Origin of the sequence: Microbispora sp. H11081 (assembly GCF_012999535.1) — a bacterium.
In the GTDB taxonomy this organism is placed as follows: Bacteria; Actinomycetota; Actinomycetes; order Streptosporangiales; family Streptosporangiaceae; genus Microbispora.
Window position 1 is genome coordinate 66,849 of record NZ_JABBWV010000004.1, and the last position, 23,645, is coordinate 90,493.

Here is a 23,645-nt window from a genome sequence, read left to right on the forward strand (position 1 = left end):
TCGCAGGGAAATGACGTGACCTCGTCTTTGCGCGCGACCGGGCTGGACGCCGTGTGGACCGCCGCCGGATCAGTGGGCTCCGGGTCAGTGGGCTCCGGGGAAGCCTTCGTCGGGGAAGGCGGTAGAGGCGGAGGGCAGGACGACCTGGTCGCCCTCGGCGAGACCGTCGGTGATCTCGACGTGGGTGTCGCCGCGCACGCCGATCCTGACCGTACGGCGCGTCTGCGTTCCGCCGTTCACGACGGTCACCACGGCGCTGCCGTCGTCCTGGGCGCGTACGGCCTGTGAGGGGACGTAGAGCGCGTCGGCCGCCTCGCCGGTCGTCACCCGTACGGTGGCGCTCTGCCCCAGCAGCAGCCGGGCGGGACGGTTCTCCAGGTCGATCGTCACGCCGTAGCGGACGAGACGGTTGGAGGTGGTCGCGGTCGGGTCGACGTGGGCGACCGTTCCCGCGTACTCCTGCCCCGGTCGCGTGGACAGCGTGACGGTGGCCGCCTGACCGACCTTGAGGAAGCGGATGTCCGACTCGGTGAACATCGCCCGCACCTGCAGGGCGTCGAGGTCGCCCAGGGTGATGAAGGCGCCCGAGGTGTAACGGGAGCCCGTGGTCCCCGCGATGGACAGGATCGTGCCGTCCGCCGGAGCCTTGATCCGCACCCCGGCGAGGGCCTGCTTGGCCTCGGCCAGTTCGGTCGTCGCCTGGCTGACCTGTGCCTCAGCCTGCGCCTCGGTCAGCCGGACGCCGCCCCCCTGGCCGCCCTGGCCCCCCGGAGCAGTGCGGCCGCCGCCGAAGCCCGCGCGCCCCTGCGTGCCGCCGCCCTGGCCTTGTCCGCTCCACCCCTGAGAGCCCTGTCCCTGGCCGGGCGCGCAGGTGGAGGAGGAAGCGCTGGGGGAGAGGCTCGGCTTGGCGGTGGGCTGGTGCGCCGGCGGCGTGGGCAGGATCGAGACGCTCGCCTCGGGGTTCGGCGCGGTAGCGCCGTGCGTAGGGGCCGGGTGGTGCGGCCTGGACGGTGTCGGGTGCGGGCGCGGGCGTGGCGTGACCGAGGGAGCCGGACTGGGCTGGGGCGTGGCGCCGCCGTGATCGCCACTGTGATCACCGCCGTGATTACCGCTGTGATCGTGGTCGTGGTCACCGCCCTGGTACGCCACAAGCGCGATGCTCGCCGCGCTCACCCCGTCGCCCATCGCGGCGGCGGCCGGTCGGCTCGACGGCCGGGCGGTCGTGGAAGGCTGCGAGGAGGGCCGCGGCGAAGGCTGTGGGGAGGGACGCGCGGACGCCTGCCCGGAAGGCCGTACGGAGGGAGCCGGGCACGAGACCGGGCCACCGCCGCCGGAGCCCGCCGCGTTCCCCGAGCCGGCTCCAGGGCCGGTCCCGCCGGAGCTTCCGGCCCCCGCGCCGCCGCCGTAAGAGCCGGTACCAGCGCCGTTAGAGCCGGTGCCGCCGCCGTACGCGCGGGCTCCGGAGCCACCCGCGCCTAGCGCGGCGGCCCCCGCTCCGGTGGCGGTGGCGGTGGCGGTGCCGTTCTCGACGTCGTCGAGGGTCTCCTGGGCGGCGGCGAGGGCGGCCTTCGCGGCCTCGTAGTTCTCCCTGGCGATGGTGTCGTCGACCCGGGCGAGGACCTCGCCCCTGCGCACCTTCTCGCCCACCTTGACGTAGACCTTCTCGACCGTGCCCTCCGCTCCGAACGCCAGGTCGCGTACGCCGGTGTCGATCGTGTTGCCGGCGGCGGAGACGTACGACTCGACCGTGCCACGCTGGACCGAGGCGAGCGCCATGCGATCGGCCACGGAGGCGTCGCCGCCCGTGGCGGAGATCACGGCGACGCTCGCGATGACGATCCCCGCCAGCGCGAGCCCTCCGACGCTGAGTGGAGTGCTCGGTCTCATGGCGGACATCCTGCTGACGTCACGTGACCGGTGGCTTGGCCGTACCTGAGAGTTGTCTGTGGATGCGGGCTCCCGATCCGGACTGTCAGCAAACCCTCAGCATCGGCCTAGGTTGCCCGCAGCGGAGTTTGCCAGGGTTCGACGTCGTGAAGCTGTCGACGAAGCGCAGGACGCTGGTCATCAACGGCGTCCTTGTGGTGCTGCTGCTCGGCGGGATCGCGGCGGCCTGGGCGTCCTTGGGGAGCGACTCCCCGGGCGACGGCGCCGCGCCGCTGACGACCCGGGTGACCCGCGGGACCGTGCTCGCGTCGGTGTCGGCCTCCGGTTCTGTCGAGAGCGCCAGGACACGCGCCCTCGATTTCGGTGCGAACGGCACCGTCGAGTCGGTCCTGGTCGAGACGGGCGACCGGGTCAAGAAGGGACAGGTGCTCGCGCGCGTCGACGACACGGCGGCCCGGGAGAGCCTCGAGGCGGCCCGGGCGAGCCTGGACGCCGCCGAGGAGGCGGACACCTCCACGGCCTCGGGCTACTCGCAGTACGTCAACGCGAGGAACGCCTACCGCTCGGCGAAGCGGGCGCTGGCCGGCACCGTGATCAAGGCGCCGTTCGCCGGGGTCGTCACGGCGGTCAACGGGGCCGTCGGCGGCTCGTCCGGCGGATCCGGCGGGTCCGGCGGCTCCGCCCAGGGCAGCCTCGCGCAGTCGCAGAGCGGATCGGGCGGGTCGAGCGGGTCCGCTGGCTCCAGCGGGTCCGGCGGCTTCATCGAGATCGCCGATCCCGCCCGGCTGCGCATCGTGGGGAACTTCACCGAGGCCGACGTCAGCAGGATCAAGACTGGCCAGGCGGCGACGGTGTCCTTCGACGCGCTCACCGGGATCACCGCCACTGGCAAGGTGACGGTGATCGACCCGCAGCCGCGGACGAACAACAACGTCGTGCAGTACGCCGTGACGATCTCGCTGACCGACGTGCCCTCCACCGTACGGCTCGGCCAGACGGCCACGGCACGGGTGACGGTGGGCGAGGCGGCCGACGTGCTCACCTTGCCGTCCACGACGGTCACCACGGCGGGCGGCCAGACCACCGTGACGGTGCTGGAGAACGGCACACAGGTCGTGAAACGGGTGGAGGTGGGCGTGAAGGGCGACACCACCACCGAGATCAAGTCAGGGCTCCAGGAGGGCGACCAGGTGGTGCGGCCCCGGGCGGCGACGACCGGCGGAGGCGGCATCCAGTTCCCCGGAGGCGGAGGCGGGTTCGGCCGCGGCTTCGGTGGCGGCGGTGGCGGCGGAGGCAACCGATGAGGCCCGACCCCCCTGTGCTCGATCTGAGCAACGTCACCAAGGTGTACGGCGAGGGCGAGACCGCGGTGCGTGCGCTGCGCGGCGTGTCGCTCCGGGTGGAGCGCGGCGACTACGTGGCGATCATGGGCGCCTCCGGCTCCGGCAAGTCCACGCTGATGAACATCGTCGGCTGCCTCGACGTCCCCACCGGCGGCACCTACCACCTCGACGGCACCGACGTCGGCGGGCTCGACGAGCGGCGGCTGGCGATCGTACGCAACCGCAAGATCGGCTTCGTGTTCCAGTCCTTCAACCTCATCCCCCGGATGAGCGCGCTCGCCAACGTGGAGCTCCCTCTGGCGTACGGCGGGGTCAGGGCCGCGGAGCGGCGGCGCAGGGCCCTGGCCGCGCTCGACCGGGTCGGGCTCGCCGAGCGCGTCCACCACCAGCCCAACGAGCTGTCCGGCGGCCAGCAGCAGCGGGTGGCGGTGGCCCGCGCGCTCGTGACCGCGCCGACCCTGCTGCTGGCCGACGAGCCCACGGGCGCTCTCGACAGCAAGTCCAGCGAGGACGTCATGAACATCTTCGACCGTCTCAGCGCGAGCGGCCGGACCCTGGTCGTCATCACGCACGAGGAGGAGGTCGCCGCGCACGCCAAACGGATCGTCCGCCTCGTGGACGGCCGGATCGTGGAGGACGTGCGCGTCGCCCCGGCCGGCGGCCCGCCTCCCCGGCTCGCCGAGGTGGCCTCGTGAACGGCGTGGAGGTCCTGCGATTCGCGCTGCGCGGCCTGGCCGCCAACAAGATGCGCAGCGCGCTCACCATGCTCGGCATCCTGATCGGCGTCGCCGCGGTGATCCTGCTGGTCGCGATCGGCGAGGGGTCGTCGCAGCAGATCCAGCAGAACATCCAGCGGCTGGGGGCCAACTCGCTGACCATTACGCCCTCGACCTCGGGCGGCGGTGGCGGCCCCGGCGGCTTCGCCCGCGCGGCGGGCGGGGGCGGCGGGCGGGACGGCGGACAGGCCGGGCGGCAGAACACCGGACCGCGCGTCCAGGCCAGGGACCTCACCGTCGACGACGCGCGGGCGCTGGCCGACCCGGCGAACGCCCCCTCGGTCAAGAGCGTCTCGCCCGTCGTCACGGCACAGGCCCAGAGCGCCGCGTACGAAGGGGCGAGCCACTCGATCAGCCAGCTCGTCGGCACCTACCCGAGCTATTTCGAGGCGTCCAACAAGCCGGTCGCCAAGGGCTCCTACTTCTACAACGACGACGTGCTGGCCGCGCGCAAGGTCGTGGTCATCGGGCAGACCGTGGCGGAGAACCTGTTCGGCGCGGTCGACCCCCTCGGCAAGCAGATCACGGTGTCCGGTGTGCCGTTCACCGTCGTGGGGGTGCTGAAGGAGACCGGCTCGTCCGGGTTCCAGGACGCCGACGACGTGGCGATCGCCCCGCTGCCCGCCGTGCAGCAGAGCCTGACGGGGTTCGGGCCGCTGGGGCAGATCCTCGTGCAGGCCAAGAGCGCCGAGGCGGTCGACGCCGCGCAGGCCGAGGTCACCGAGGTGCTCGACCAGCGGCACGGCATCACCGGCTCGGCGAGCGCCGACTACCGCATCCTCAACCAGGCGACCCTGCAGGAGACGGTCAGCGCGGCGACCGGGACGTTCACGGTACTGCTCGGCGCGGTGGCCGCGATCAGCCTGCTCGTCGGCGGCATCGGCATCACCAACATCATGCTCGTCACGGTCACCGAGCGGACCAGGGAGATCGGCATCCGTAAGGCGATCGGCGCGCCCAAGGGCGCGATCCTCGGCCAGTTCCTCGCCGAGGCGACGATGCTGAGCCTCGTCGGGGGCCTGCTGGGCGTGCTGATCGCCGTGGCCGGCGCCCAGTTCACGATCGCGGGCGTGCGACCGGTGATCGTCCCGACGTCGATCGCGCTGGCGCTCGGGGTCTCGGTCGTGATCGGCCTGTTCTTCGGCAGCTATCCCGCCAACCGCGCCGCAGGGCTGCGGCCGATCGAAGCCCTCCGCTTCGAGTGACGGCCGGGCCCATCGAAGGGAGACGAACATGAGCACCCGCGACTCCGAGGAGCTTCTGGAGACCTCGCCGTTCGACGACGACCTCCAGGAGGTGCTGACGGCGAGTCCCACGCGGGCGGGCGGGTCGAAGCTGACGCTCGCCCTGGCCGGGGGCGTCCTGCTCGTGGCCGGGCTGCTCCTCGGCATCCAGGTGCAGAAGCTTGTGGGCGGCTCCGCGCCGGGCCAGGGTCCGTCCCGCCCGGGCGGTCCTGGGGCGTACGCCGGTGCCGGTCAGGCCCCCGCGGGCGGCGGACTCGGCGGCGGGTACGCGCGGGACGGGGGCGTGGGCGGCGGCTTCGCCGGACGTGCGGGAGCGGGGGCGGGGGCCGGTGGAATGACCTTCGGGACGGTGAAGCTCGTCGACGGCGACAAGATCTACATCCAGACCGCGAACGGCGGCGTGGTCACGGTGACCACCTCGGGCGAGACCAAGGTCCAGGTCAGCCAGGAGGGGAAGGTCTCCGATCTCAAGCCGGGCAGCTTCGTCACCGTCGCGGGCACCGCCGACGACCAGGGCCAGGTGGCGGCGACGTCGGTCACGCAGGGCTCGCCCGTGGGCCGGAGGGCGGGATCGTGACGGAGGGCCGTCTGCTGGTCGTCGACGACGAGCCCGACATCAGGGAACTGCTGTCGGCGAGCCTGCGGTACGCCGGGTTCGAGGTGATCACCGCGGGCACCGGCAGAGAGGCGGTCCAGATCGCCGCCAAGGTGCGCCCCGACCTGATCGTGCTCGACGTCATGCTGCCGGACCTGGACGGCTTCGCCGTCTCCGACCGGCTCCAGGCGTCGGGGCGGCGGGTCCCTGTGCTGTTCCTCACCGCCAGGGACGCGACCGAGGACAAGATCGCGGGGCTGGGCCACGGTGACGACTACGTCACCAAGCCGTTCAGCCTGGAGGAGGTGCTCGCGCGCATCAGGGCGGTGCTGCGCCGCACGCGCGCGGGCGACGCGGCCCCCGCCCGGCTGCGCGTCGCCGACCTGGAGCTCGACGAGGACTCCCACCAGGTCTGGCGCGGCGGAACCTCCGTACGGCTGTCGCCCACCGAGTTCAAGCTGCTGCACTACTTCATGGCCAACCAGGGCCGGGTGCTGTCGAAGGCCCAGATCCTCGACCATGTCTGGCGCTACGACTTCGGCGGCGACCACAACGTGGTCGAGTCGTACGTCTCCTATCTCCGGCGCAAGGTCGACGCCGTAGAGCCCAAGCTGATCCACACGCTCCGCGGCGTGGGCTATGTCCTCCGTGCGCCACGCGGCTGACCAGCCGAGTCCGGGGAAGCGGGCCCACGGGCGCCTGCCGCGCCTGCCGGGCGTCGGCGAGCTCCGGCGGCGTGCCGCCCGGACCCCGCTCTGGCTGCGGCTCGTCGCGGGGACGCTGCTGCTCGTGGCGCTCGCGATCGCGCTGACCGGGGGGTTCGCCGTCCAGCTCCTGCGCGGCTACCTGGTTGATCGGGTCGACTCGCAGCTCACGGCCGTCGGCCGGCGCCCGGTGGAGCCGCCGTCTCCCGTCCAGGGCGCCGGCGCCGCCATCCGGCCGCCGAGACAGTTCGGGTCGTTCTACATCGTGGTGCTCGACCGGTACGGCGCGGTGGTCCGCACCGTCCAGGAGCCGCCGAACCCCGACCCGCCGCCCACGCTGCCCAGGCCCAGGCAGGACCGGAGGCAGTGGCTGTTCACGGTCGAGGGCCCTTCGGGCGCGCTGTGGCGGGCGATCGCCGTACGCGAGGACGACGGAGCCCGCTTCCGCGTCGCGGCCGTCAGCCTGGCCGACATCGACGGCACGGTCTCCCGGCTGGTGGTGATCGTCCTGGGGGTCGGCCTCGCGGTGCTCGCCGCCCTCGGCGTCGCCTGCCACTGGCTCGTACGGCGCAGCCTGCGCCCGCTGGGGGAGATCGAGAGGACGGCGGAGGCGATCGCGGCCGGCGACCTGTCGCGGCGCGTCCCGCTGCGACATCGGCGCACGGAGATGGGCCGTCTCGGCCGGTCTGTGAACGGCATGCTCACCCAGATCGAGACGGCGTTCCGGGAGCGGGAGGCGTCGCAGGAGAGGATGCGCCGGTTCATGGCCGACGCGTCCCATGAGCTGCGCACGCCGCTCACCTCGATCCGCGGCTACGCGGAGCTGTACCGGCAGCAGGGCTCGCAGGACCCGGGCCTGCTGCTGCGCCGCATCGAGGACCAGGCCGTGCGCATGGGCCTGCTCGTGGACGACCTGCTGCTGCTCGCCCGGCTCGACCAGCAGCGCCCCCTCGAACGCCGCCCGGTGGACGTGCTCAGCCTCGCGGCGGGGGCGGTGCTCGACGCGCAGACGCTCGCGCCGGATCGCGAGATCGACCTGCTGCGGCTGGACGACTCCGACGAGCCGGTGCGGGTGCTCGGCGACGAGGCGCGGCTGCGCCAGGTCGTCGGCAACCTTGTCGGCAACGTCCTGCGGCACACCCCGCCGGGCACCGCCTTCCGCGTGGGCGTGGGCATGGTTCCCGGGGGGCAGGCGGTGATCGAGGTGGCCGACGACGGCCCGGGGCTGGCCCCCGGCGACGCGGGGCGCGTCTTCGAGAGGTTCTACCGCGCGGATCCCGCGCGCAGCCGGTCGGACTCGGGCGGCACGGGACTCGGGCTGTCCATCGCCGCCGCCCTCGTCCAGGCCCACGGCGGCACCATCACGGCCGACAGCGAGCCAGGCCGCGGCGCGGTGTTCCGCGTCCGTCTTCCCGCGTGCCCTCCTGAAGAGAGCCTCCTGGAGAAAGGTTAGGGTGATCCCCCTTGCGACACCTGTCCATCGCGGTCGCCGCGGCGGCGCTGGCGGTCACGGTGACCGGCTGCGGCGGCGCCGACGACACCGCCGCCACGACCACCACGACCACCACGCGGGCCGCGGGCGGCGATTCGAGCGCCGACCCCCGTGCGGCGTTCACCGAGTGCCTGCGCAAGAACGGCGTCACGCCGCCCACCGGGCGTCCTTCCCAGGGGCCGAACGAACGGCCCAGCGGCAGGCCCAGCGCCTGGCCGAGCGGGCGGCCCAGCGGCGGCTTCGGCGGGTTCCGGTCGATGGACCCCGCCATGAGCAAGGCGTTCGAGGCGTGCCGCTCCCTGATGCCGCAAGGCGGCGGGGGCGGGTTCGGCGGCCGGCGCGGCGTCGATCCGCAGGACCTGCAGGCGTTCCGCACCTGCATGAAGGACAACGGCGCCGAGCTGCCCGCCGGCGGCCGCGTGCGCGGGCCGGCCACGCAGGACCCCAAGGTCGCCAAGGCGTACGACAAGTGCAAGGTCCTGCTGCCGGCGCCCACGCCCACTGCCTGACCGCCGGGGCGGCTGATTCGGCGGCCTTCCTCAGGGAAGGTCGGAAGTATGGCGGGGAACGACAGGCTGCGGGCCGCCCTGGAGAGCCTGCGGCGTCACCTCGAACAGGACCTGTTCCCTCTGGAGATCGGGGACGCCGCCGCCGACCGGCGCGTCCTCGCTGAGCTGCGCGGGCAGCTCGACGACTACGTGCTGCCCCGCCTGTCGGCCATCGACGCGCCGCTGCTCGCGGTGGTCGGCGGCTCCACCGGGGCGGGCAAGTCCACCCTGGTCAACTCGCTGGCCGGGGCGACCGTGACCGAGCCGGGGGTGCTGCGGCCCACCACGCTGGCCCCGACTCTGGTGTGCAACCCCGCCGACGCCACCTGGTTCACCTCCACCACGGTCCTGCCGGGGCTGGCCAGGGTGACCGGTGGGACGGCAGGCGGGGGACGCGGCGAGCCGGGCACCCTGCGGATCGCCCCCGTGGACGGCCTGCCTCCCGGGCTCGCGCTGCTCGACGCCCCCGACATCGACTCGGTCGTCGCTGCCAACCGGGAGCTGGCCGCGCAACTGCTCGCCGCGGCCGACCTGTGGTTGTTCGTCACGACGGCCGCGCGGTACGCCGACGAGGTGCCGTGGAGCTTCCTGCGCCTGGCCAGGGAGCGGAGCACGGCGCTCGCGGTGATCCTCCAGCGGGTCCCCCCGGAGGCGTGGGAACCGGTGGCCGCCGACCTGGCCCGGCTGCTGCGGGAGAACGGCCTCGGCGGCACGCCGCTGTTCACCGTCCCCGAGCTCGAGCTGCCGTCGGAGCGGGCCCGGCTGCCCGCCCACGCCGTGCAGCCGATCGCGACCTGGCTCGCCGGCCTGTCGGTGGACGCCAAGGCGCGGGCCGAGGTCGTACGGCGGACCCTCACCGGGGCTCTGGACAGCCTGGACACCCGGCTGCCCGACCTGGCCGGCCGGGTGGAGCGGCAGCGGGCGGGCATCACCGAGCTGCGCGACATCGCGACCGGGGCGTACGACGTGGCCATGTCGGCCTTCGACGACGGGATGCGCGACGGCAGGCTGCTGCGCGGCGAGGTGCTGGCCCGCTGGCAGGACTTCGTCGGCACCGGCGACCTCATGCGCTCGCTCGAATCGCGGATCGGCTGGCTCCGCGACCGCCTCGCCGCCGCGTTCCGCGGCCGCCCGGCGCCGGACAGGGAGCTGCGCGTCGCGCTGGAGAGCGGGGTGGAGTCGCTGATCCGCGCCACCGCCGACGGGGCCGCCGAGCGTGCCGTCGAGGCGTGGCTGGCCCTGCCCGCCGGGCGCGACCTCCTGGAGAAATCAGGCGTCGCCGTCTCAGGGCGGCTCGGCCGCGCCGCACCGGATCTGCCCCGCCGCGCGGGCGAGGCCGTACGCGCCTGGCAGGGGCACGTGCTCGACCTCGTCCGCGCCGAGGGCGGTGACCGGCGCACGCTCGCCAGGGCGGCGTCGTTCGGCGTGAACAGCCTCGGCGTGCTGATCATGCTGGCGGTGTTCTCCACGACCGGCGGGATCACCGGGATCGAGCTGGGCATCGCGGGCGGCACCGGCGTGCTCAGCCAGAAGCTGCTCGAAGCCGTCTTCGGCGACCAGGCCGTACGCACGCTCACCCAGGAGGCCCGCGACGACCTGCGGCGGCGCGTCCGCGCGCTGCTCGACGAGGACCGCGCCCGGTTCACCTCGCTGCTGGACGGGCTGGGCCCCGAGCCGGAGACGGCGGCCCGGCTGCGGGAGATCGCCAAGACCGTACAGGAGAGGGGCGCCCTGTGAAGCTCCCGCGCAGGAGGGCGGAGGTGCCGCTGGACGACCGCCTGGAGGCGCTCGCGGAAGCCGCGGACCTGGCGGAGGGCCGGCTCGCGCGGGAGGCGGTCGACCAGGCGCGCGCCGTGGTCGCCCGCGCCGGAGCACGGCGCGGCCTGTCGGTGGACCACACCGCGGTGGCCCTCGCCGGGGCGACGGGCAGCGGCAAGTCGTCGCTGTTCAACGCGCTGTCCGGGACCGATCTGGCGGCGGTGGGGGTGACCAGGCCCACGACCGCCAAGGCGCAGGCGGCCCTGTGGGGCGCCGGCGGCGCGGGACCGCTGCTCGACTGGCTCGACGTCCCCCTGCGCCACACCGTCGAGGACGGCGCGCCCGGGCTGATCTTGCTCGACCTGCCCGACCACGACTCCATCGAACTGGCCCACCGCGGGGAGGTCGACCGCCTGGTCGGCGTGGTGGACCTGCTGGTGTGGGTGCTCGACCCGCAGAAGTACGCCGACGCGGCCGTGCACGAGCGCTATCTGCGCGGGCTGGCCCGGCACAGGGACGTCATGGTCGTCGTGCTCAACCAGGTCGACCGGCTGCCGGAAGGGTCGGTCAAGCGCTGTCTCGACGACCTGCGCGGCCTGCTGGCGGCGGACGGACTCGAAGGGGTCACGGTGCTCGGCCTGTCCGCCCGCACCGGCGAGGGCGTCCCAGAACTGCGGGGGCTGCTCGACCGCGAGGTCTCCCGCCGCCGCGCCTGGTCGTCGCGGCTCGCCGCCGACGTGGCCTCGGCCGCCGCCGGGCTCTGGGCCGCCACCCGGCCCCCGGCCACCTCGCCCCCGGCCACCTCGCCCCCGGCCGCCTCGCCCCCGGCCACCCGATCCCCGGCCGCTCAGCCCCCGGCCACCCGATCCCCGGCCGCTCAGCCCCCGGCCGTCGCCGCGTCGCCGCCCCCGCCGGGACGGGTGACCGTGCCGGAGGTCACCGTCGGCAAAGCACTGACGCGGGCGCTGGCGCAGGCGGCCGGGGCGCCCGTCGCCGTCGACGCGGTCGCGAAGGCGCACCGGCACCGCTCGGTCGCCGCGACGGGCTGGCCGGTGACGCGCTGGCTGCGCGGGCTGCGGCCCGACCCGCTGCGCCGCCTGCACCTGACCGGGGGAGCCCGCTCCTCGCTGCCCGCGGCGACCGCCGTCGAGGTCTCCGCCGTGGACACCGCCCTGCGGGACGTCGGGGCCGCCGCGTCGGAGGGGGTGCCGGAGCCGTGGGCGACGGCCGTACGGCACGCGGCGCGGGCGCGGTCAGGGGAGCTGGCCGACGCGCTGGACCGCACGGTCGCCGCGGCCACCTCGGGCGACGTGTCCAAGGCCCCCCGATGGTGGCGGGTGGCGGGGACGGCGCAGTGGCTGACCGTCGCCGCGATGGCCGCGGGCGCGATCTGGCTGCTCGTGCGGTTCGCGCTGACCTACCTCATGCTGCCCGAGCTTCCCACCCCCACGGTCGGCCGGGCGCCGTGGCCGACCGTGCTCCTGCTGGGCGGCGCGCTGGCGGGCGTGCTGATCGCGCTGCTGTGCCGGCTGTTCGCCTGGGCCGGCGGGCGGCGCAGGGCGCGCAGAGCCGCCAAGACGCTGCGCGCCGGCGTCGAACGGGTCGCTGCGGAGCTGGTCGTCGCCCCTGCCAGGGACGAGCTCGACCGCTACGCCAGGTTCGCCGACCGCGTGTCGCTCGCCGCCTCCTGACGCCGTCCGGAGTTCCTACGGGCGCTCGTCCGGGCGTACGGCGTGGGCGGGGTCGGGGTTCGGGACGCCGGTCGCGCCGAGGTCGGTGCGGCGGGACTCGATCTGGCGCGGACCCAGCTCGCTGTCCTCGGCCGCGGCCTTGGCCTCCGCGGCGGCCCGCTCGGCCTCGGCCACGGCCGCGTCGCCCGCCGTCCTCCGCTCGTGCTCCCTGCCGTCCGTGACGGTGGCCCGGCTGGCGGGCAGAGACTCGGTGAAGGCCCTCGACAACGTGTTCAGCGCCGAGGTGACCTCGCTCGGGATCACCCACATGGTGTTGCCCTGGCCCTGCGCGAGCTGGGGCAGCACCTGGAGGTACTGGTAGGCGAGCAGCTTCGGGTCGGGGTCGTTGCGGTGCACGGCCTGGAACACCTCGTCGATCGCCTGCGACTGGCCCTGGGCCTTGAGGATCTGCGAGGTGCGCTCACCCTCGGCGCGCAGGATCGCGCTCTGCTTCTCGCCCTCGGCCGTGAGGATCTGCGACTGCCGCTGGCCCTCGGCCGTGAGGATCGCCGCGCGCTTGTCCCGCTCGGCGCGCATCTGCTTCTCCATGGCGTCCTTGATGGTCTTCGGCGGGTCGATGGCCTTGATCTCGACCCGGTTGACCCGGATGCCCCACTTGCCGGTCGCCTCGTCGAGCACGCCGCGCAGCTGGCTGTTGATCATGTCACGGGAGGTGAGCGTCTTCTCCAGGTCCATGCCGCCGACCACGTTCCGCAGCGTCGTCACGGTGAGCTGCTCGACGCCCTGGATGAAGTTGGCGATCTCGTACTCCGCCGCCCGGGGATCGGTGACCTGGAAATACAGCACCGTGTCGATGTCCACCACGAGGTTGTCCTCGGTGATGACCGGCTGCGGCTTGAACGACACCACCTGCTCGCGCAGGTCAAGCAGCGGGCGGACCCGGTCGATGTAGGGGATGACGAAGTTCAGGCCGGGGCCGAGCGTGCGGTAGTACCTGCCCAGGCGTTCGACGTTGCCGGCTCTGGCCTGGGGCACGATCCGGACGGCCCGCAGCACCGTCAGGATCGCGACGAACGCGATGACGATTCCGGCGATCAATGCTGCGTCCATTACTCACTCCCGGGGATACACGAGGGCGGTGGCGCCCTCGATCTCTATGACGTCGACCGTGGCCCCTGGCGGGATCACGAGCGTCTCGTCGTAGGCACGGGCCGACCACTCCTCGCCGCCGATCCGCACCCGGCCGTCCCTGCCGGTGACCTCCTTGGTCACGTACGCGGACTTGCCGATGAGCGCGGACACCCCGAAACGCTTGGGCGGCGGCTGCTTGAGGTGCCGGAGCGCGATCGGGCGCGCCCCGGCGAGGCCGGCCGCGGAGGCGATGACGAACACGGCGAACTGGATCGCGGGCGGCAGCCCGACGGCCGCGACGACCGTCGTGAGCACGGCCGCGACGGACAGCAGTCCCAGTGCCGCGGTCAGCGTGAAGATCTCGGCGACGCCCAGAAGCGCCGCCAGGATGAGCCATACGATCCAGGAGTCCATTGCCGCCTCCCTAGGTCGTGTCCGCCGATCCCGTGCCCTCGTACGAGTGGTCCAGGCGTCCACCTGGATCGCGCTCATCTACTGGCGGTATTCGTCAGACACTCTCTAGCAAACGAACGAACAACGCTGGGGTCCGGTTCCTCCAACCTAACGCGTACGGCCGCCGGTGCCCATGGCGCCGGGTCTCAGGCCGGGATCGCGGTGACGCGGAACTCGTTTCCCTCCGGGTCCGCCACCAGGATGTGGTCGTCGAATGCCTCAAGGAGCGTGCCGCCCGCGCGCACCAGCCGGGCGGCCTCCGCCCTGATCCGCTCCCACCGGTCGGCGGCCGAGCCGCTCCCTGGCACGCGCACGTCGATGTGGAGCCGGTTGTCCGCCTTCCCGCGCTCGGGGACCCGGACGATGGTGAGCCGGGGGCCTGCCCCCTCGGGGTGGCAGAGCAGGGCCCCCTCGTCGTCGGGGGCGCCTGCGGGCAGGTCGAGCCGCCCGAGCGGCTCCCCGGCGAGCCCGTGCCGGGACGCCGGGATCTCGTCGACGTAGCCGAGCGCCGTCTTCCAGAACTCGGCGAGGAGCCGGGTGTTCTCACAGTAGAGAGTCAGGTCGATCGTCACTGCTGCCATGACTCGACCGTAATGCAGGCCGCTGACTCGAAGGCGGTGATGCGTGTCAGGAGGCCGCGGAAGTGGCCGCCGCGGAGGGGGCCGGCGCGGCGTCCTCCCGCAGGGCGCTGCCGGCCAGCCACCGGGGCCAGGACAGCTGCCAGTAGCCCCAGCCGTTGTTCCACTCCAGCTTGCGGGTCGTGCCGGTGACGATGACCGGATCGCCGCGCAGCGCGTGCTCGTAGAACCACCGCGCCTGTTCTGGGTGGGCGTTCACGCAGCCGTGGCTGACGTTGACCCGGCCCTGCGCCCACACGTTGTCCAGCGAGTGGACGTACTCACCGCTGTTGGAGATCCGTACGGCGTGGTCGATGAGCTTGTCGTAGTAGCCGGGGTCGCCCTTGCGGCGGCCAGGGGACACCATGCGGACGGGATTGCCCTTGTCCATCGTCAGATGGATCCCGCTCGTGGTCGTGTATTCCCTGGTGGACGCCTTGCCTGCGCTGATCGGCATGCGCATGGCCACCCTGCCGTCCTGCCGCACCACCATCTCGTGCGCGCGGGTGTCGACCGTGCTGACCATGGCCCGTCCCACGGTGAAGGCCACGCTCCGGTCGGCGGCGCCGTACGTGCCGGGGGCGGCGCGGACGCCGGCGAGATGGGCGGTGAGCCGGACGGCCCCGCCGGACGGCCACATCCGGCGGGGCCGGTAGACGACCTCGGTGGGCCCCACCCAGTGCCAGGCGCCCTCGGCGGGGCCCCGGACCTCCAGCGCCCGCTCGACCGCCGCGCGGTCCTCGACCGGTCTGGTGAACCTCACGATGATCGGCATGCCGATCCCGACGGTCTCGCCGTCGGAGGGGATGATCGAGGCGACGGCGACCTCGCGGCGCGGGGTGAGCGTGCGGAACCGGCTCGCGACCCGGGTGGTGACGCTCTGGGGCCCGGTCGCGACCGCGTTGACGACGTACTGCGTGCCGGGGCGCAGCGTCCACGACGCCCGCCACACGGTCCTGGCCTGGTCGAACGTGCCCGGCACGAGGTCGCGCCCCGCGAACGCCAGCACGCTGGTCAGCCTGCCGCCCTCGGCCCTGACGACCAGGCCCGTCTCCGGCGGGACCGCCGCCGCGCCGGACGACGGGGTGATCACGATGCGCGGCGCGGGCGGCACGCGTACGGCGCAGCCCGCGACAAGCGCGAGGCAGACCGCGAGCAGCGCCGGGAGCAGCGCCGGGAGCAGCGCCGGGAGCAGCGCCGGGAGCAGCGCGGTGAGCAGGGCGCGGGCGGCGGCGGGGATCGCCACACGGTGGCCGTCCCCCTGCCGTCGTCTCGATCGCCGGGCGCGCCGGCTCCGTTCATGCCGCTCCGGCCGGCCGGAGCGGCCGCCTCGCCCATGGTGCCCGGGTAGCCTCACGGGCACCAAAGATAGCGGGGTGTGACGACATGAACACGTCAAGTCGCCGGAATGATCCTCCCCGAGACCTCGCCGAGACTGATCCCGTGCGAGGTCCACGCGGTGATCGTGACGGTGTCGCCGTCCTCGAGGAAGGTCCGGGTCTCGCCGGGCAGCTTGACCGGCTCCGCGCCGTTCCAGGTCAGCTCGATGAGCGAGCCCGGCTGGCCGACAGAAGAGACGGTGCCGCTGGCGAACAGGTCGCCGGTGCGCAGGCGCGCGCCGTTGACGGTGAGGTGGGCGAGCATCTGGTCGGGCGTCCAGTACATGTCGCGGAACGACGGCGTCGAGACCGTCTCGCCGTTCAGTTCGACGTGGAGGGTGAGGTCGAGCCCCCAGGGCGACTGCCTGCGGAGGTAGGCGGGCGGTTCCGGCTCCTGCGACCGGCCCTCGACCCTGGCCTCCTCCAGGGCGTCGAGCGGCGTGATCCACGCCGACATCGAGGTGGCGAACGACTTGCCCAGGAACGGGCCGAGCGGGACGTACTCCCACGCCTGGATGTCGCGGGCGCTCCAGTCGTTGACGAGCGCGACCCCGAAGACGTGGTCCTCGAACGCGCCTGCGCGCTCGCCGAGCCGCGTCGGCGTCCCCACGACGAAGCCGACCTCCGCCTCGATGTCGAGCTTCCGCGACGGCCCGAACGAGGGCCGCTGCCCGCACGGCCGCGTGATCGGCGTGCCCGAGACGACGACGGTGCCCGCCCGCCCGTGGTAGCCGACGGGCAGGTGCCGCCAGTTGGGCTTCAGCGGCTCGTCGTCCGGGCGGAAGATCCGCCCGAGGTTCGACGCGTGCTCAAGCGAGGCGTAGAAGTCGACGTAGTCGGCCACCTCGATGGGCAGGTGCAGGGTCACCTCCGACAGCGGGACCAGGTGGTCGCCGGTGGCCGCCGCCTCGCGGGCCCGCGCCCGCGTCTCCTGCCAGGCCGCACGGCCGAGGGCCAGCAGCGGGTTGAGCGTGGGCGCCGCGTAGACGTCCCCGCCGAGGGCCGCCGCCAGGTCGAGGACGTGGTCCCCGACCCGGACGCCGACCCTGCGCGCCTCGCCGGGCCGGGAGAACACGCCGTACGGCAGGTTGTCGAGCCCGAAGCTCATCGCGCCCACGTCCAGGCGTAGCCGGTGTCCTCGCAGGCGAGGGCCGCCTGGCCGAGGTCGAGCGGGCGGAACGTGTCGACCATGACGGCCATCTCGGTCGTCTCGGTGTGCCCCTGGCGCACGGCCTCGACGGCGGCCTCCACCGCGCCGGGCTGCGGGCCGTGCGTGAAGCCGGCCGGGTGCAGCGAGATCGAGCCGACGTCGATGCCAGATCCCTTCCTGGCCGTGTAGTCGCCGCCCACGTAGAACATGAACTCGTCGGAGTCGACGTTGTGGTGGTTGTACGGGATCGGCACGGCCTCCGGGTGGAAGTCCAGCGGTCGGGGGCAGAACGAGCAGACGACGAAGCCGGGGCCCTCGAACGTCTGGTGGACCGGCGGCGGCGCGTGGGTGCGCTTCACGATCGGCTCGAAGTCGCGGATGTTGAACGCGTAGGGGTAGAGGCAGCCGTCCCAGCCCACCACGTCGAACGGGTGGTGGGCGTAGGTCAGCCTGGTCAGCCCGCCCCGCGTCCTGACCAGGACGGGGACCTCCTCGCCGTCCACGATCAGCGGCTCGTCCGGCGCGCGCAGGTCGCGCTCGCAGTACGGCGCGTGCTCAAGGAACTGGCCGAACTGGGACAGGTAGCGCTTCGGCGGCCTGATGTGCCCGGCCGCCTCGATCACCAGCGCGGTCACCGGGCCCTCGGGCACCCAGCGGTGGATCGTCCCCGTCGGGATGACGACGTAGTCGCCCTCGCCCACGTCCAGCGCGCCGTACGCGGACTCGAACCGGGCCCGGCCGCTCGCGATGTAGACGCACTCGTCGCCCATCGAGTCGCGGTACAGCTCGCTGGGCGCGTCCGTCGCGGCGTACGAGATGCGGACGTCGGAGTTGCCCGCGAGCGGCATGCGCCCGGAGACCAGGTCGCCGTCGGGCTTCAGGTCCTGGGTGCGGAAGTGGCGCGGCGACAGCGGCAGGTTGGGCGTGAGGGCGGAGGTTCCCGCGTCCACGGACTCGGCCTTGACGATGGCCGTCGGCGCGTGGCGGTGGTAGAGGAGCGAGGAGTCGGAGGAGAAGCCCTCCTCGCCCATGAGCTCCTCCTTGTACAGCCCGCCGTCGGGAGCGCGGAACTGCACGTGGCGCTTGCGCGGCACCTCGCCGACCACCCGGTAGTACGGCATCACACCTCCCGATGCGTGTCCGTTAAACGGACGTCAGTGTCCTATATCCATGTACGACGATTCGTCATGGTGCCGGGAATGTCAAGCTGTGTGGCATGAGCACTGCCGAGATCCGCTTGTCCGTCTCGACCTGGCGGCAGCCGACGCCGGCGCCCGGGTCCCCCGCGCGTACGGCGTTGGTCCGGCGGGTGGCGGAACGCGTGCTGGCTCTGGGCCCGGGCCGCCTGCGCGTCGGCGTGGACGGGCTCACCGCCGCGGGGAAGACCAGCTTCGGCCACGAGCTGGCCGAGCACCTCGCCCGGGCGGGGCGCCCGGTGCTGCGGGCGAGCCTCGACGACTTCAAGCGGCCGTGGCGTGACCGGCACCTGTACGACCGGGAGTCGGGCGAGGGGTACTACCGCAACGCCTACGACTACGACGCCGCGATCGCCCTGCTGCTCGAACCGGCGGGTCCGGACGGCTCGGGGGACGTGGCGCTGTGCTCCATCGACCCGCTGACCCAGGTGGACCACTCGTCGGTGCGGACGACCGCCGCGCCCGGCGCGATCACGATCGTCGACGGGGTGTTCGCGTTCCGCCCCGAGATCGACGCGCACTGGGACCTGCGCGTCTGGATGGAGGTGTCCGCGGAGACCTCGGTGCGTCGCGGAGCCGAGCGCGACCAGGACTGGGCCGGGTCGGAGGCCGAGGCGCTGCACCTGCACCGCTATCTGCCCGCCGAGCGCCTCTACATCGCGGAGGCCGATCCGCTGGCGCGGGCTGACGTGATCGTCGACAACACGGTGTTCGCCGAGCCGCGGCTGCTGAAGTGGTGACCGTCAGTCCGGGGGCTCCAACAGGGCGGTCGCGAGCTGCTGGGCGGCCTCCAGGACCAGAGGGCCCACCTTGTCCTCGTCGAGGTAGGCGAAGCTGACCACCCCGACGGACGCCTCCAGCCATGGCGGACCCGGGATCGGCGCGGCGATGCCCCGCGCGCCCTCCTGGAGATGTCCCCTGCTCATGTGCACCTGCGGAGCCGTACGGCCCTGGCGCAGCGCGAGCAGCGCCAGCCCGGCCGCGCCGCGCGTCAGCGGGTGACGCGAGCCCTCGCGGTAGGCGACGTGCAGGTCGGTCCAGGACGGCTCGACCACCGCGACGGCCAGGCCCTCGTCGCCCTCGGCCACGGTGAGGTGCGCGGTCGCCCCCGCCTGCTCCGCGAGCGCGCGCAGCGCGGGCAGCGCCGCCGCCCGCAGCAGGGGATGCACGGCCTGGGCCAGCACGAGCACCCCGAAACCGAGATGCACGCGGCCCTGCGTGTCGCGCCGGGCGAAGCCCTCGGCCTGCAGGGTCGTCAGGAGCCGGTAGACGATCGGCCGGCTCAGGCCCAGCTCCTGGGCGAGCTCGGTCGGCGTACGGCCCCGGTTCGCGTCGGCGAGCAGCCGCAACAGCCGTAAGCCACGTTCGAGGGTCTGCGCCGACTCGGCCGCCATCATGCTCTGATTATCACCGCCCCGGCCACCGGTGGCCCAAATCAGCGCGTTACGTAGCCTACGTGCGATGTGGTTTCCGGGCGCGATCAGGGAGCGTGGATGAAGTCGGCGATCGTCGTGGGGGCGGGGATCTGGGGGGCGTCACTGGCGCTGCGGCTGGCCGACGAGGGCTGGCGGGTGACGCTCGTCGAGCAGTACGCGCCGGGACACGTGCGCCAGGCCAGCGCGGGGGAGACCCGCCTGCTGCGCTGCGCGCACGGCTCCGACGACTGGTATCCCCGGCTGGCCTGGCAGGCCAGGGACGCCTGGCGGCGGCTGGAGGAGAGGACCGGCCAGGACCTGTACGTCGAGTCGGGGCTGATGTGGTTCGCCCGCGACCACGACGGCTGGGAGACACGCAGCGCCCGGGTCCTGGAGAGTTTGGACATCCCTCACGAAATGCTTGATCCGGATGAGGCGGCCCGGCGGTTGCCAGGTCTGCGTGCCGACGACCTCGCGTACGCGCTGTGGGAGCCGAAGGCCGGGCTGCTGCGGGCCAGGCGGGCGACGCAGGTGACCGCGCGCCTGGCCGGCGACGTGGGCGTCCGGCTGGTCCGCGCCAGGGCCGTGCCGTACGCGCGGACGACGGGAGTCGTCGCGGACGGCGAGGTGCTGACGGCGGACCGCGTGGTGTGGGCGTGCGGCGCGTGGCTGCCGTGGCTGTTCCCGCACGAGGCGGGACACGTCAAGGTGACGCGGCAGGACACCTACCACTTCGGCGTGCCCAGAGACTGGACCACGCCGCCCCTGCCCGCGTTCTGCGACTACGACCTGGCGGCGTACGGGCACGGTGACCTGGACGGCATGGGTATGAAGATCACCAGTGACGCCGAGGGCGAGCCGTACGACCCGGAGACCGGCGGCAGGCGGGTGCTGCGGCACACCGAGGAGCAGGCGCGCTCCTACCTGGCCAGGCGGTTCCCCTCGCTGGTGGGAGCGCCGGTGATGTTCAGCCAGGTCTGCCAGTACGCGCTGACCGATGACTCAGAGTGGATCATCGCAGAGGTCGAGGACGGCGTCTGGCTGCTCGGCGGCGACTCCGGGCACGGCTTCAAGCACGCCCCGGCGCTCGCCGGCCTCGTCGCGGAGATCCTGGACGGCCGGCGGGAGCCGGAGGCGCGGTTCGGCCTGCACGAGCGGCAGGCGGCCAAGGGCCTGCGCACCAGCGGCGGCGCCACTTCCTGACCGGGCGGCGGCTGCCGGAGGGCCTGCTGGGCGCGCGGCCCGCTCTCCGGCAGACGCGTCCGTGTCGTGGGCGGGGACGCGGCGGCTCGCGACGCCCGTGGGCGCCGCGTCCCGGGACTCCTCGTCGTCCTACCGCTCGCTCAGCGCCCGCCCAGCCAGGTGCCGAACTCCTCCAGGTCGATCAGGCCGTCGCGGTCGGCGTCGACCTTGTCGATGGCGCTCTGCGCGTCCTCAGGCGTGAGCGGCCGGCCGAGCACCTCCATCAGGCGTACGAGTTCGTCGGCGGAGATTCGCCCGTCGCCGTCGGCGTCTATAAGTTGAAAAGTCGCTGCATATTCGCTCATGCCGTCCTCCTCCGGGATCGCGATCAGCACCCTAGCTGAAAGCACGCGCTGCCCCCAGGGATCGCGGTCAACCGCCGAGAGCCGTTTCTGTCGGTGGCGTCTGACAGCATGCGCTCATGACGAGCAGCCTGGAGGGGAAGGTCGCGCTGGTCGCCGGGGCGACCCGGGGCGCGGGCCGGGGCATCGCGGTCGAGCTGGGCGCGGCGGGGGCGACGGTCTACGTGACCGGCCGCAGCACGCGCGAGCGGCGGTCGGAGATGGACCGGCCGGAGACGATCGAGGAGACGGCCGAGCTGGTCACCGCCGCGGGCGGCCGGGGGATCGCCGTGCCGGTGGACCATCTCGACCGCGAGCGGGTGCGGGCCCTCGTCGAGCGGATCGACGCCGAGCAGGGCGCGCTCGACGTGCTGGTCAACGACATCTGGGGCGGAGAGCTGCTGTTCAGCTGGAAGGACCGGCTCTGGGAGCACTCGCTCGACGACGGCCTGCGCATCCTGCGGCTGGCGATCGACACGCACATCATCACCAGCCACTACGCGCTGCCGCTGCTGATCCGCAGGCCGGGCGGCCTGGTGGTCGAGGTCACCGACGGCACGGCGGAGTACAACGCCGCCAACTACCGCGTCTCGTTCTTCTACGACCTCGCGAAGACGTCCGTGAACCGCATGGCGTTCGCCCAGGCCAAGGAGCTCGCGCCGCACGGCGCGACGGCGGTCTCGCTCACGCCGGGCTGGCTGCGTTCCGAGCTCATGCTGGAGCACTTCGGGGTGACGGAGGCCAACTGGCGTGACGCGCTGGCCCACCAGCCGCACTTCGCCATCTCGGAGACGCCGGCCTTCGTGGGCCGCGCGGTGGCGGCCCTGGCCGCCGACCCCGAGGCGAGCCGCTGGAACGGGCAGTCGCTGTCCAGCGGTCAACTGGCGCAGGTGTACGGCTTCACCGACGTGGACGGCAGCCGTCCTGACTGCTGGCGCTACCTGGTGGAGGTCCAGGACCGGGGCCTCCCCGCGGACGTCACCGGCTACCGCTGATGCCGAAGCCGCCGCGGCGCGGGCGGCCCGCCGCACCGTCGGCATGAACCGCCGAGGACGCGGCTCTGCCGGGCCGGGCCTGGCCGCCCTCGGCGTGGCGGCCAGGCCCGGCGCGATCAGGTGGCCGTGCAGCCGGTCACGGGGACGGGGTTGGCGGCGTTCCAGGAGGCGATGAAGCCGAAGGTGGTGCTCGCCCCGGGGGCAACGGAGCCGTTCCAGCTCTCGTTCTTCACGGTCACGCTCGCCCCGCTCTGCGTGGCCTTGCCGCCCCACGCCTGGGTGACCTGCTGTCCGTTGGCGAAGGTCCAGGTCACGGTCCAGCTGTCAAGAGTTTCCTTGTCCCAGTTCTTGACCGTGACCTCACCCTGGAACCCGCCGTCCCACTGGTTCACGATCTTGTAGGTGGCTACGCAGCCCTTGGCGTCGGACGGGGGCCACGGCGACGGCGACGGCGTCGGCGACCGCGTCCCCGTGGGGCTCGGCTGGGCACTCGGGCTGACGCTGGGACTCACGCGGGGGCTGGGGCTGACACTGGGACTCGGGGACGGCTGGGCGCCGCCGAGCAGCGCCGACAGGGCGGGGTACCACTTGTCGGCCATCTTCTGGTCGCCGCTCGCGTTGGGGTGCACGCCGTCGTAGGTGTCCGCGCTCGTGCTGAAGCCCGTCCACTGGTCGACGACCACGATCGGGGAGGCCGCCGTGGTCTTCGAGGCGGCCCACGCCGGGATCGCCGCGTTCAGGGCGACGGTCCGCTGGGCGCACTCGGAGCAGGTCGCGGGGTTCATCGGGATGATCTGCGCGACCAGGATCTTCATGTTCGGGTTGCTCGCCCGCATCTGGTCCACGAGCTTGCCGTACGCCGCGAGGATCGTGCTGGTGGGCCTGTTGCTCCACACGTCGTTTGTGCCGAAGTGCATCATCACGATGTCGGGCCGGGCCGCGGAGAGCCACCCGGGGAGTTGGTTCTGGTCGGCGACGTTGGTGACGAGGAAGCCGCCGTGGCCCTCGTTGTCGCCGTCGTACGGCACCCCGCACCCCTGGGCGGGCAGCGTCCCCACCATGTCGACGTCCGTGAAGCCGCCGTTCTGCAGCTTGTTCCACAGCAGTGCCCGCCAGCAGCCGGGCGATCCGGTGATGGAGTCGCCCAAGGGCATGATGCGCACCGTGGCCGCCTCGGCGGGCCGGGCGACGAGCAACCCCAACACCACGAGCAGGGCCGCCAGCACCGCGTTCCTCTTCGCCATCGCGTCTCTCCCTCGTGTCGTCCGGCGCGATGGTAAGAAGCGGCGGGTCGCCAGACCCAGGGACGATCCGGGGCATGGCCCCTGACCAGCGGGTACGCATGTACGTTTCACCGCGACCGGCGGCGGCGCGGGCGGGGTCGCCGCCGGCTCGCGCGGTCCCCGGGGGCGGGGATCGCCGCCGTGCGCCGCCGCGGGTGGTGCCGTGTTCCCACGTCAGGCCCGACCGAATATGCTCTGGGTAACTTTCCGCACGTCACCGAGAGGATTCGGTCCCCATGTACAAGGAGTTCCTCGGCGAGGTCGTGGTGTGGCTGATCCCCATCGTCATCCTTGTGGGCATCGCGCTGCTGGTGACCAGTCACACCTGACGACGCGTCGGGAGAGGCCGGGCCGTGAGGTCCGGCCTTTCCCTTTTCTGCCACCCACCAAACACGCCTCAAGCGA

Annotated in this window: 22 protein-coding genes; 12 read left to right on the top strand and 10 right to left on the bottom strand. The window is 73.2% G+C overall.

The features are described 5' to 3' along the window. Positions 1-84: 84 nt before the first annotated feature. The gene (locus tag HHX31_RS35090) at positions 85-1,887 is read right to left on the bottom strand and encodes an efflux RND transporter periplasmic adaptor subunit (RefSeq protein ID WP_169948457.1); all 1,803 of its coding nucleotides are present in this window, start codon (positions 1,885-1,887) and stop codon (positions 85-87) included. 146 nt (positions 1,888-2,033) lie between these two features. On the opposite strand from HHX31_RS35090, the gene HHX31_RS12675 reads away from it, so the two are divergent. From HHX31_RS12675 to HHX31_RS35095, 9 genes are read left to right on the top strand one after another with little or no spacing between them, the layout of a single operon-like run. Next, positions 2,034-3,191, top strand: a complete 1,158-nt coding sequence (locus HHX31_RS12675; RefSeq protein ID WP_169948458.1) for an HlyD family efflux transporter periplasmic adaptor subunit — start codon at positions 2,034-2,036, stop codon at positions 3,189-3,191. Beyond that, positions 3,188-3,925: an ABC transporter ATP-binding protein gene (locus tag HHX31_RS12680; protein WP_211589645.1), complete on the top strand. Its 738-nt coding sequence runs from the start codon at positions 3,188-3,190 to the stop codon at positions 3,923-3,925. Before HHX31_RS12675 ends, HHX31_RS12680 begins: the two co-directional genes overlap by 4 nt. Further along, positions 3,922-5,211 carry an ABC transporter permease gene (locus HHX31_RS12685; RefSeq protein WP_169948459.1) on the top strand — a complete coding sequence of 430 codons (1,290 nt, stop codon included), beginning with the start codon at positions 3,922-3,924 and terminating at the stop codon, positions 5,209-5,211. Before HHX31_RS12680 ends, HHX31_RS12685 begins: the two co-directional genes overlap by 4 nt. Positions 5,212-5,239: 28 nt before the next feature. After that, positions 5,240-5,827, top strand: coding sequence for a hypothetical protein (locus HHX31_RS12690; RefSeq protein WP_169948460.1), 588 nt, complete (start codon positions 5,240-5,242; stop codon positions 5,825-5,827). Next, positions 5,824-6,510, top strand: coding sequence for a response regulator transcription factor (locus HHX31_RS12695; RefSeq protein ID WP_311931753.1), 687 nt, complete (start codon positions 5,824-5,826; stop codon positions 6,508-6,510). The genes HHX31_RS12690 and HHX31_RS12695 overlap by 4 nt, the downstream gene beginning before the upstream one ends. Further along, complete coding sequence (locus HHX31_RS12700) at positions 6,494-8,002, top strand: HAMP domain-containing sensor histidine kinase (RefSeq protein WP_311931754.1); 1,509 nt, start codon at positions 6,494-6,496, stop codon at positions 8,000-8,002. The genes HHX31_RS12695 and HHX31_RS12700 overlap by 17 nt, the downstream gene beginning before the upstream one ends. Before the next feature lie 11 nt (positions 8,003-8,013). After that, positions 8,014-8,550: a hypothetical protein gene (locus tag HHX31_RS12705; protein ID WP_169948462.1), complete on the top strand. Its 537-nt coding sequence runs from the start codon at positions 8,014-8,016 to the stop codon at positions 8,548-8,550. A 48-nt stretch (positions 8,551-8,598) separates the two neighbouring features. After that, positions 8,599-10,326: an ABC transporter gene (locus HHX31_RS12710; RefSeq protein WP_169948463.1), complete on the top strand. Its 1,728-nt coding sequence runs from the start codon at positions 8,599-8,601 to the stop codon at positions 10,324-10,326. Then, positions 10,323-12,038: a GTPase gene (locus tag HHX31_RS35095; protein WP_169948464.1), complete on the top strand. Its 1,716-nt coding sequence runs from the start codon at positions 10,323-10,325 to the stop codon at positions 12,036-12,038. The genes HHX31_RS12710 and HHX31_RS35095 overlap by 4 nt, the downstream gene beginning before the upstream one ends. A 15-nt stretch (positions 12,039-12,053) precedes the next feature. On the opposite strand, the gene HHX31_RS12720 is transcribed toward HHX31_RS35095, so the two are convergent. From HHX31_RS12720 to HHX31_RS12745, 6 genes are all read right to left on the bottom strand, one after another. Further along, positions 12,054-13,148: an SPFH domain-containing protein gene (locus HHX31_RS12720; RefSeq protein ID WP_169948465.1), complete on the bottom strand. Its 1,095-nt coding sequence runs from the start codon at positions 13,146-13,148 to the stop codon at positions 12,054-12,056. Positions 13,149-13,151: 3 nt separating this feature from the next. Beyond that, positions 13,152-13,583, bottom strand: coding sequence for an NfeD family protein (locus HHX31_RS12725; protein WP_169948466.1), 432 nt, complete (start codon positions 13,581-13,583; stop codon positions 13,152-13,154). A 185-nt stretch (positions 13,584-13,768) separates the two neighbouring features. Continuing rightward, a complete protein-coding gene (locus HHX31_RS12730) occupies positions 13,769-14,203 on the bottom strand; it encodes a VOC family protein (protein ID WP_169948467.1) in 435 nt (144 codons plus the stop codon). Between the two features lie 46 nt (positions 14,204-14,249). Further along, positions 14,250-15,485: an Ig-like domain-containing protein gene (locus HHX31_RS12735; protein WP_311931755.1), complete on the bottom strand. Its 1,236-nt coding sequence runs from the start codon at positions 15,483-15,485 to the stop codon at positions 14,250-14,252. Positions 15,486-15,634: 149 nt separating this feature from the next. Next, complete coding sequence (gene fahA, locus HHX31_RS12740; RefSeq protein WP_169948468.1) at positions 15,635-16,726, bottom strand: fumarylacetoacetase; 1,092 nt, start codon at positions 16,724-16,726, stop codon at positions 15,635-15,637. Beyond that, positions 16,723-17,889 carry a homogentisate 1,2-dioxygenase gene (locus HHX31_RS12745; RefSeq protein WP_169948469.1) on the bottom strand — a complete coding sequence of 389 codons (1,167 nt, stop codon included), beginning with the start codon at positions 17,887-17,889 and terminating at the stop codon, positions 16,723-16,725. Before HHX31_RS12745 ends, fahA begins: the two co-directional genes overlap by 4 nt. Before the next feature lie 95 nt (positions 17,890-17,984). Between HHX31_RS12745 and HHX31_RS12750 the strand changes: the two genes are divergently transcribed. Next, positions 17,985-18,704 carry a uridine kinase gene (locus HHX31_RS12750; protein WP_169948470.1) on the top strand — a complete coding sequence of 240 codons (720 nt, stop codon included), beginning with the start codon at positions 17,985-17,987 and terminating at the stop codon, positions 18,702-18,704. A 3-nt stretch (positions 18,705-18,707) separates the two neighbouring features. On the opposite strand, the gene HHX31_RS12755 is transcribed toward HHX31_RS12750, so the two are convergent. Next, positions 18,708-19,361: a helix-turn-helix domain-containing protein gene (locus HHX31_RS12755; protein ID WP_249345943.1), complete on the bottom strand. Its 654-nt coding sequence runs from the start codon at positions 19,359-19,361 to the stop codon at positions 18,708-18,710. 96 nt (positions 19,362-19,457) lie between these two features. Here HHX31_RS12755 and HHX31_RS12760 point away from each other — a divergent pair, with 96 nt between their 5' ends. Beyond that, positions 19,458-20,582, top strand: coding sequence for an FAD-binding oxidoreductase (locus HHX31_RS12760; protein WP_169948471.1), 1,125 nt, complete (start codon positions 19,458-19,460; stop codon positions 20,580-20,582). A gap of 140 nt (positions 20,583-20,722) precedes the next feature. Here the strand turns inward: HHX31_RS12760 and HHX31_RS12765 are convergent, their stop codons facing one another. After that, on the bottom strand, positions 20,723-20,926 hold the full coding sequence (locus HHX31_RS12765; protein WP_169948472.1) for an EF-hand domain-containing protein: 204 nt from the start codon (positions 20,924-20,926) through the stop codon (positions 20,723-20,725). 116 nt (positions 20,927-21,042) lie between these two features. On the opposite strand from HHX31_RS12765, the gene HHX31_RS12770 reads away from it, so the two are divergent. Beyond that, on the top strand, positions 21,043-21,957 hold the full coding sequence (locus HHX31_RS12770; RefSeq protein WP_169948473.1) for an SDR family oxidoreductase: 915 nt from the start codon (positions 21,043-21,045) through the stop codon (positions 21,955-21,957). A gap of 116 nt (positions 21,958-22,073) precedes the next feature. Here the strand turns inward: HHX31_RS12770 and HHX31_RS12775 are convergent, their stop codons facing one another. Further along, positions 22,074-23,201, bottom strand: coding sequence for a cellulose binding domain-containing protein (locus tag HHX31_RS12775; RefSeq protein WP_169948474.1), 1,128 nt, complete (start codon positions 23,199-23,201; stop codon positions 22,074-22,076). Between the last annotated feature and the right edge of the window lie 444 nt (positions 23,202-23,645).

Bases quoted from the DNA above. Each gene is read 5' to 3' on its own strand.
- HHX31_RS35090 (WP_169948457.1), bottom strand. From the start codon at position 1,887: ATGAGACCGAGCACTCCACTCAGCGTCGGAGGGCTCGCGCTGGCGGGG.
- HHX31_RS12680 (WP_211589645.1), top strand. From the start codon at position 3,188: ATGAGGCCCGACCCCCCTGTGCTCGATCTGAGCAACGTCACCAAGGTG.
- HHX31_RS12690 (WP_169948460.1), top strand. From the start codon at position 5,240: ATGAGCACCCGCGACTCCGAGGAGCTTCTGGAGACCTCGCCGTTCGAC.
- HHX31_RS12710 (WP_169948463.1), top strand. From the start codon at position 8,599: ATGGCGGGGAACGACAGGCTGCGGGCCGCCCTGGAGAGCCTGCGGCGT.
- HHX31_RS12720 (WP_169948465.1), bottom strand. From the start codon at position 13,148: ATGGACGCAGCATTGATCGCCGGAATCGTCATCGCGTTCGTCGCGATC.
- HHX31_RS12725 (WP_169948466.1), bottom strand. From the start codon at position 13,583: ATGGACTCCTGGATCGTATGGCTCATCCTGGCGGCGCTTCTGGGCGTC.
- HHX31_RS12730 (WP_169948467.1), bottom strand. From the start codon at position 14,203: ATGGCAGCAGTGACGATCGACCTGACTCTCTACTGTGAGAACACCCGG.
- fahA (WP_169948468.1), bottom strand. From the start codon at position 16,726: ATGAGCTTCGGGCTCGACAACCTGCCGTACGGCGTGTTCTCCCGGCCC.
- HHX31_RS12745 (WP_169948469.1), bottom strand. From the start codon at position 17,889: ATGCCGTACTACCGGGTGGTCGGCGAGGTGCCGCGCAAGCGCCACGTG.
- HHX31_RS12750 (WP_169948470.1), top strand. From the start codon at position 17,985: ATGAGCACTGCCGAGATCCGCTTGTCCGTCTCGACCTGGCGGCAGCCG.
- HHX31_RS12755 (WP_249345943.1), bottom strand. From the start codon at position 19,361: ATGATGGCGGCCGAGTCGGCGCAGACCCTCGAACGTGGCTTACGGCTG.
- HHX31_RS12760 (WP_169948471.1), top strand. From the start codon at position 19,458: ATGAAGTCGGCGATCGTCGTGGGGGCGGGGATCTGGGGGGCGTCACTG.
- HHX31_RS12765 (WP_169948472.1), bottom strand. From the start codon at position 20,926: ATGAGCGAATATGCAGCGACTTTTCAACTTATAGACGCCGACGGCGAC.
- HHX31_RS12770 (WP_169948473.1), top strand. From the start codon at position 21,043: ATGACGAGCAGCCTGGAGGGGAAGGTCGCGCTGGTCGCCGGGGCGACC.
- HHX31_RS12775 (WP_169948474.1), bottom strand. From the start codon at position 23,201: ATGGCGAAGAGGAACGCGGTGCTGGCGGCCCTGCTCGTGGTGTTGGGG.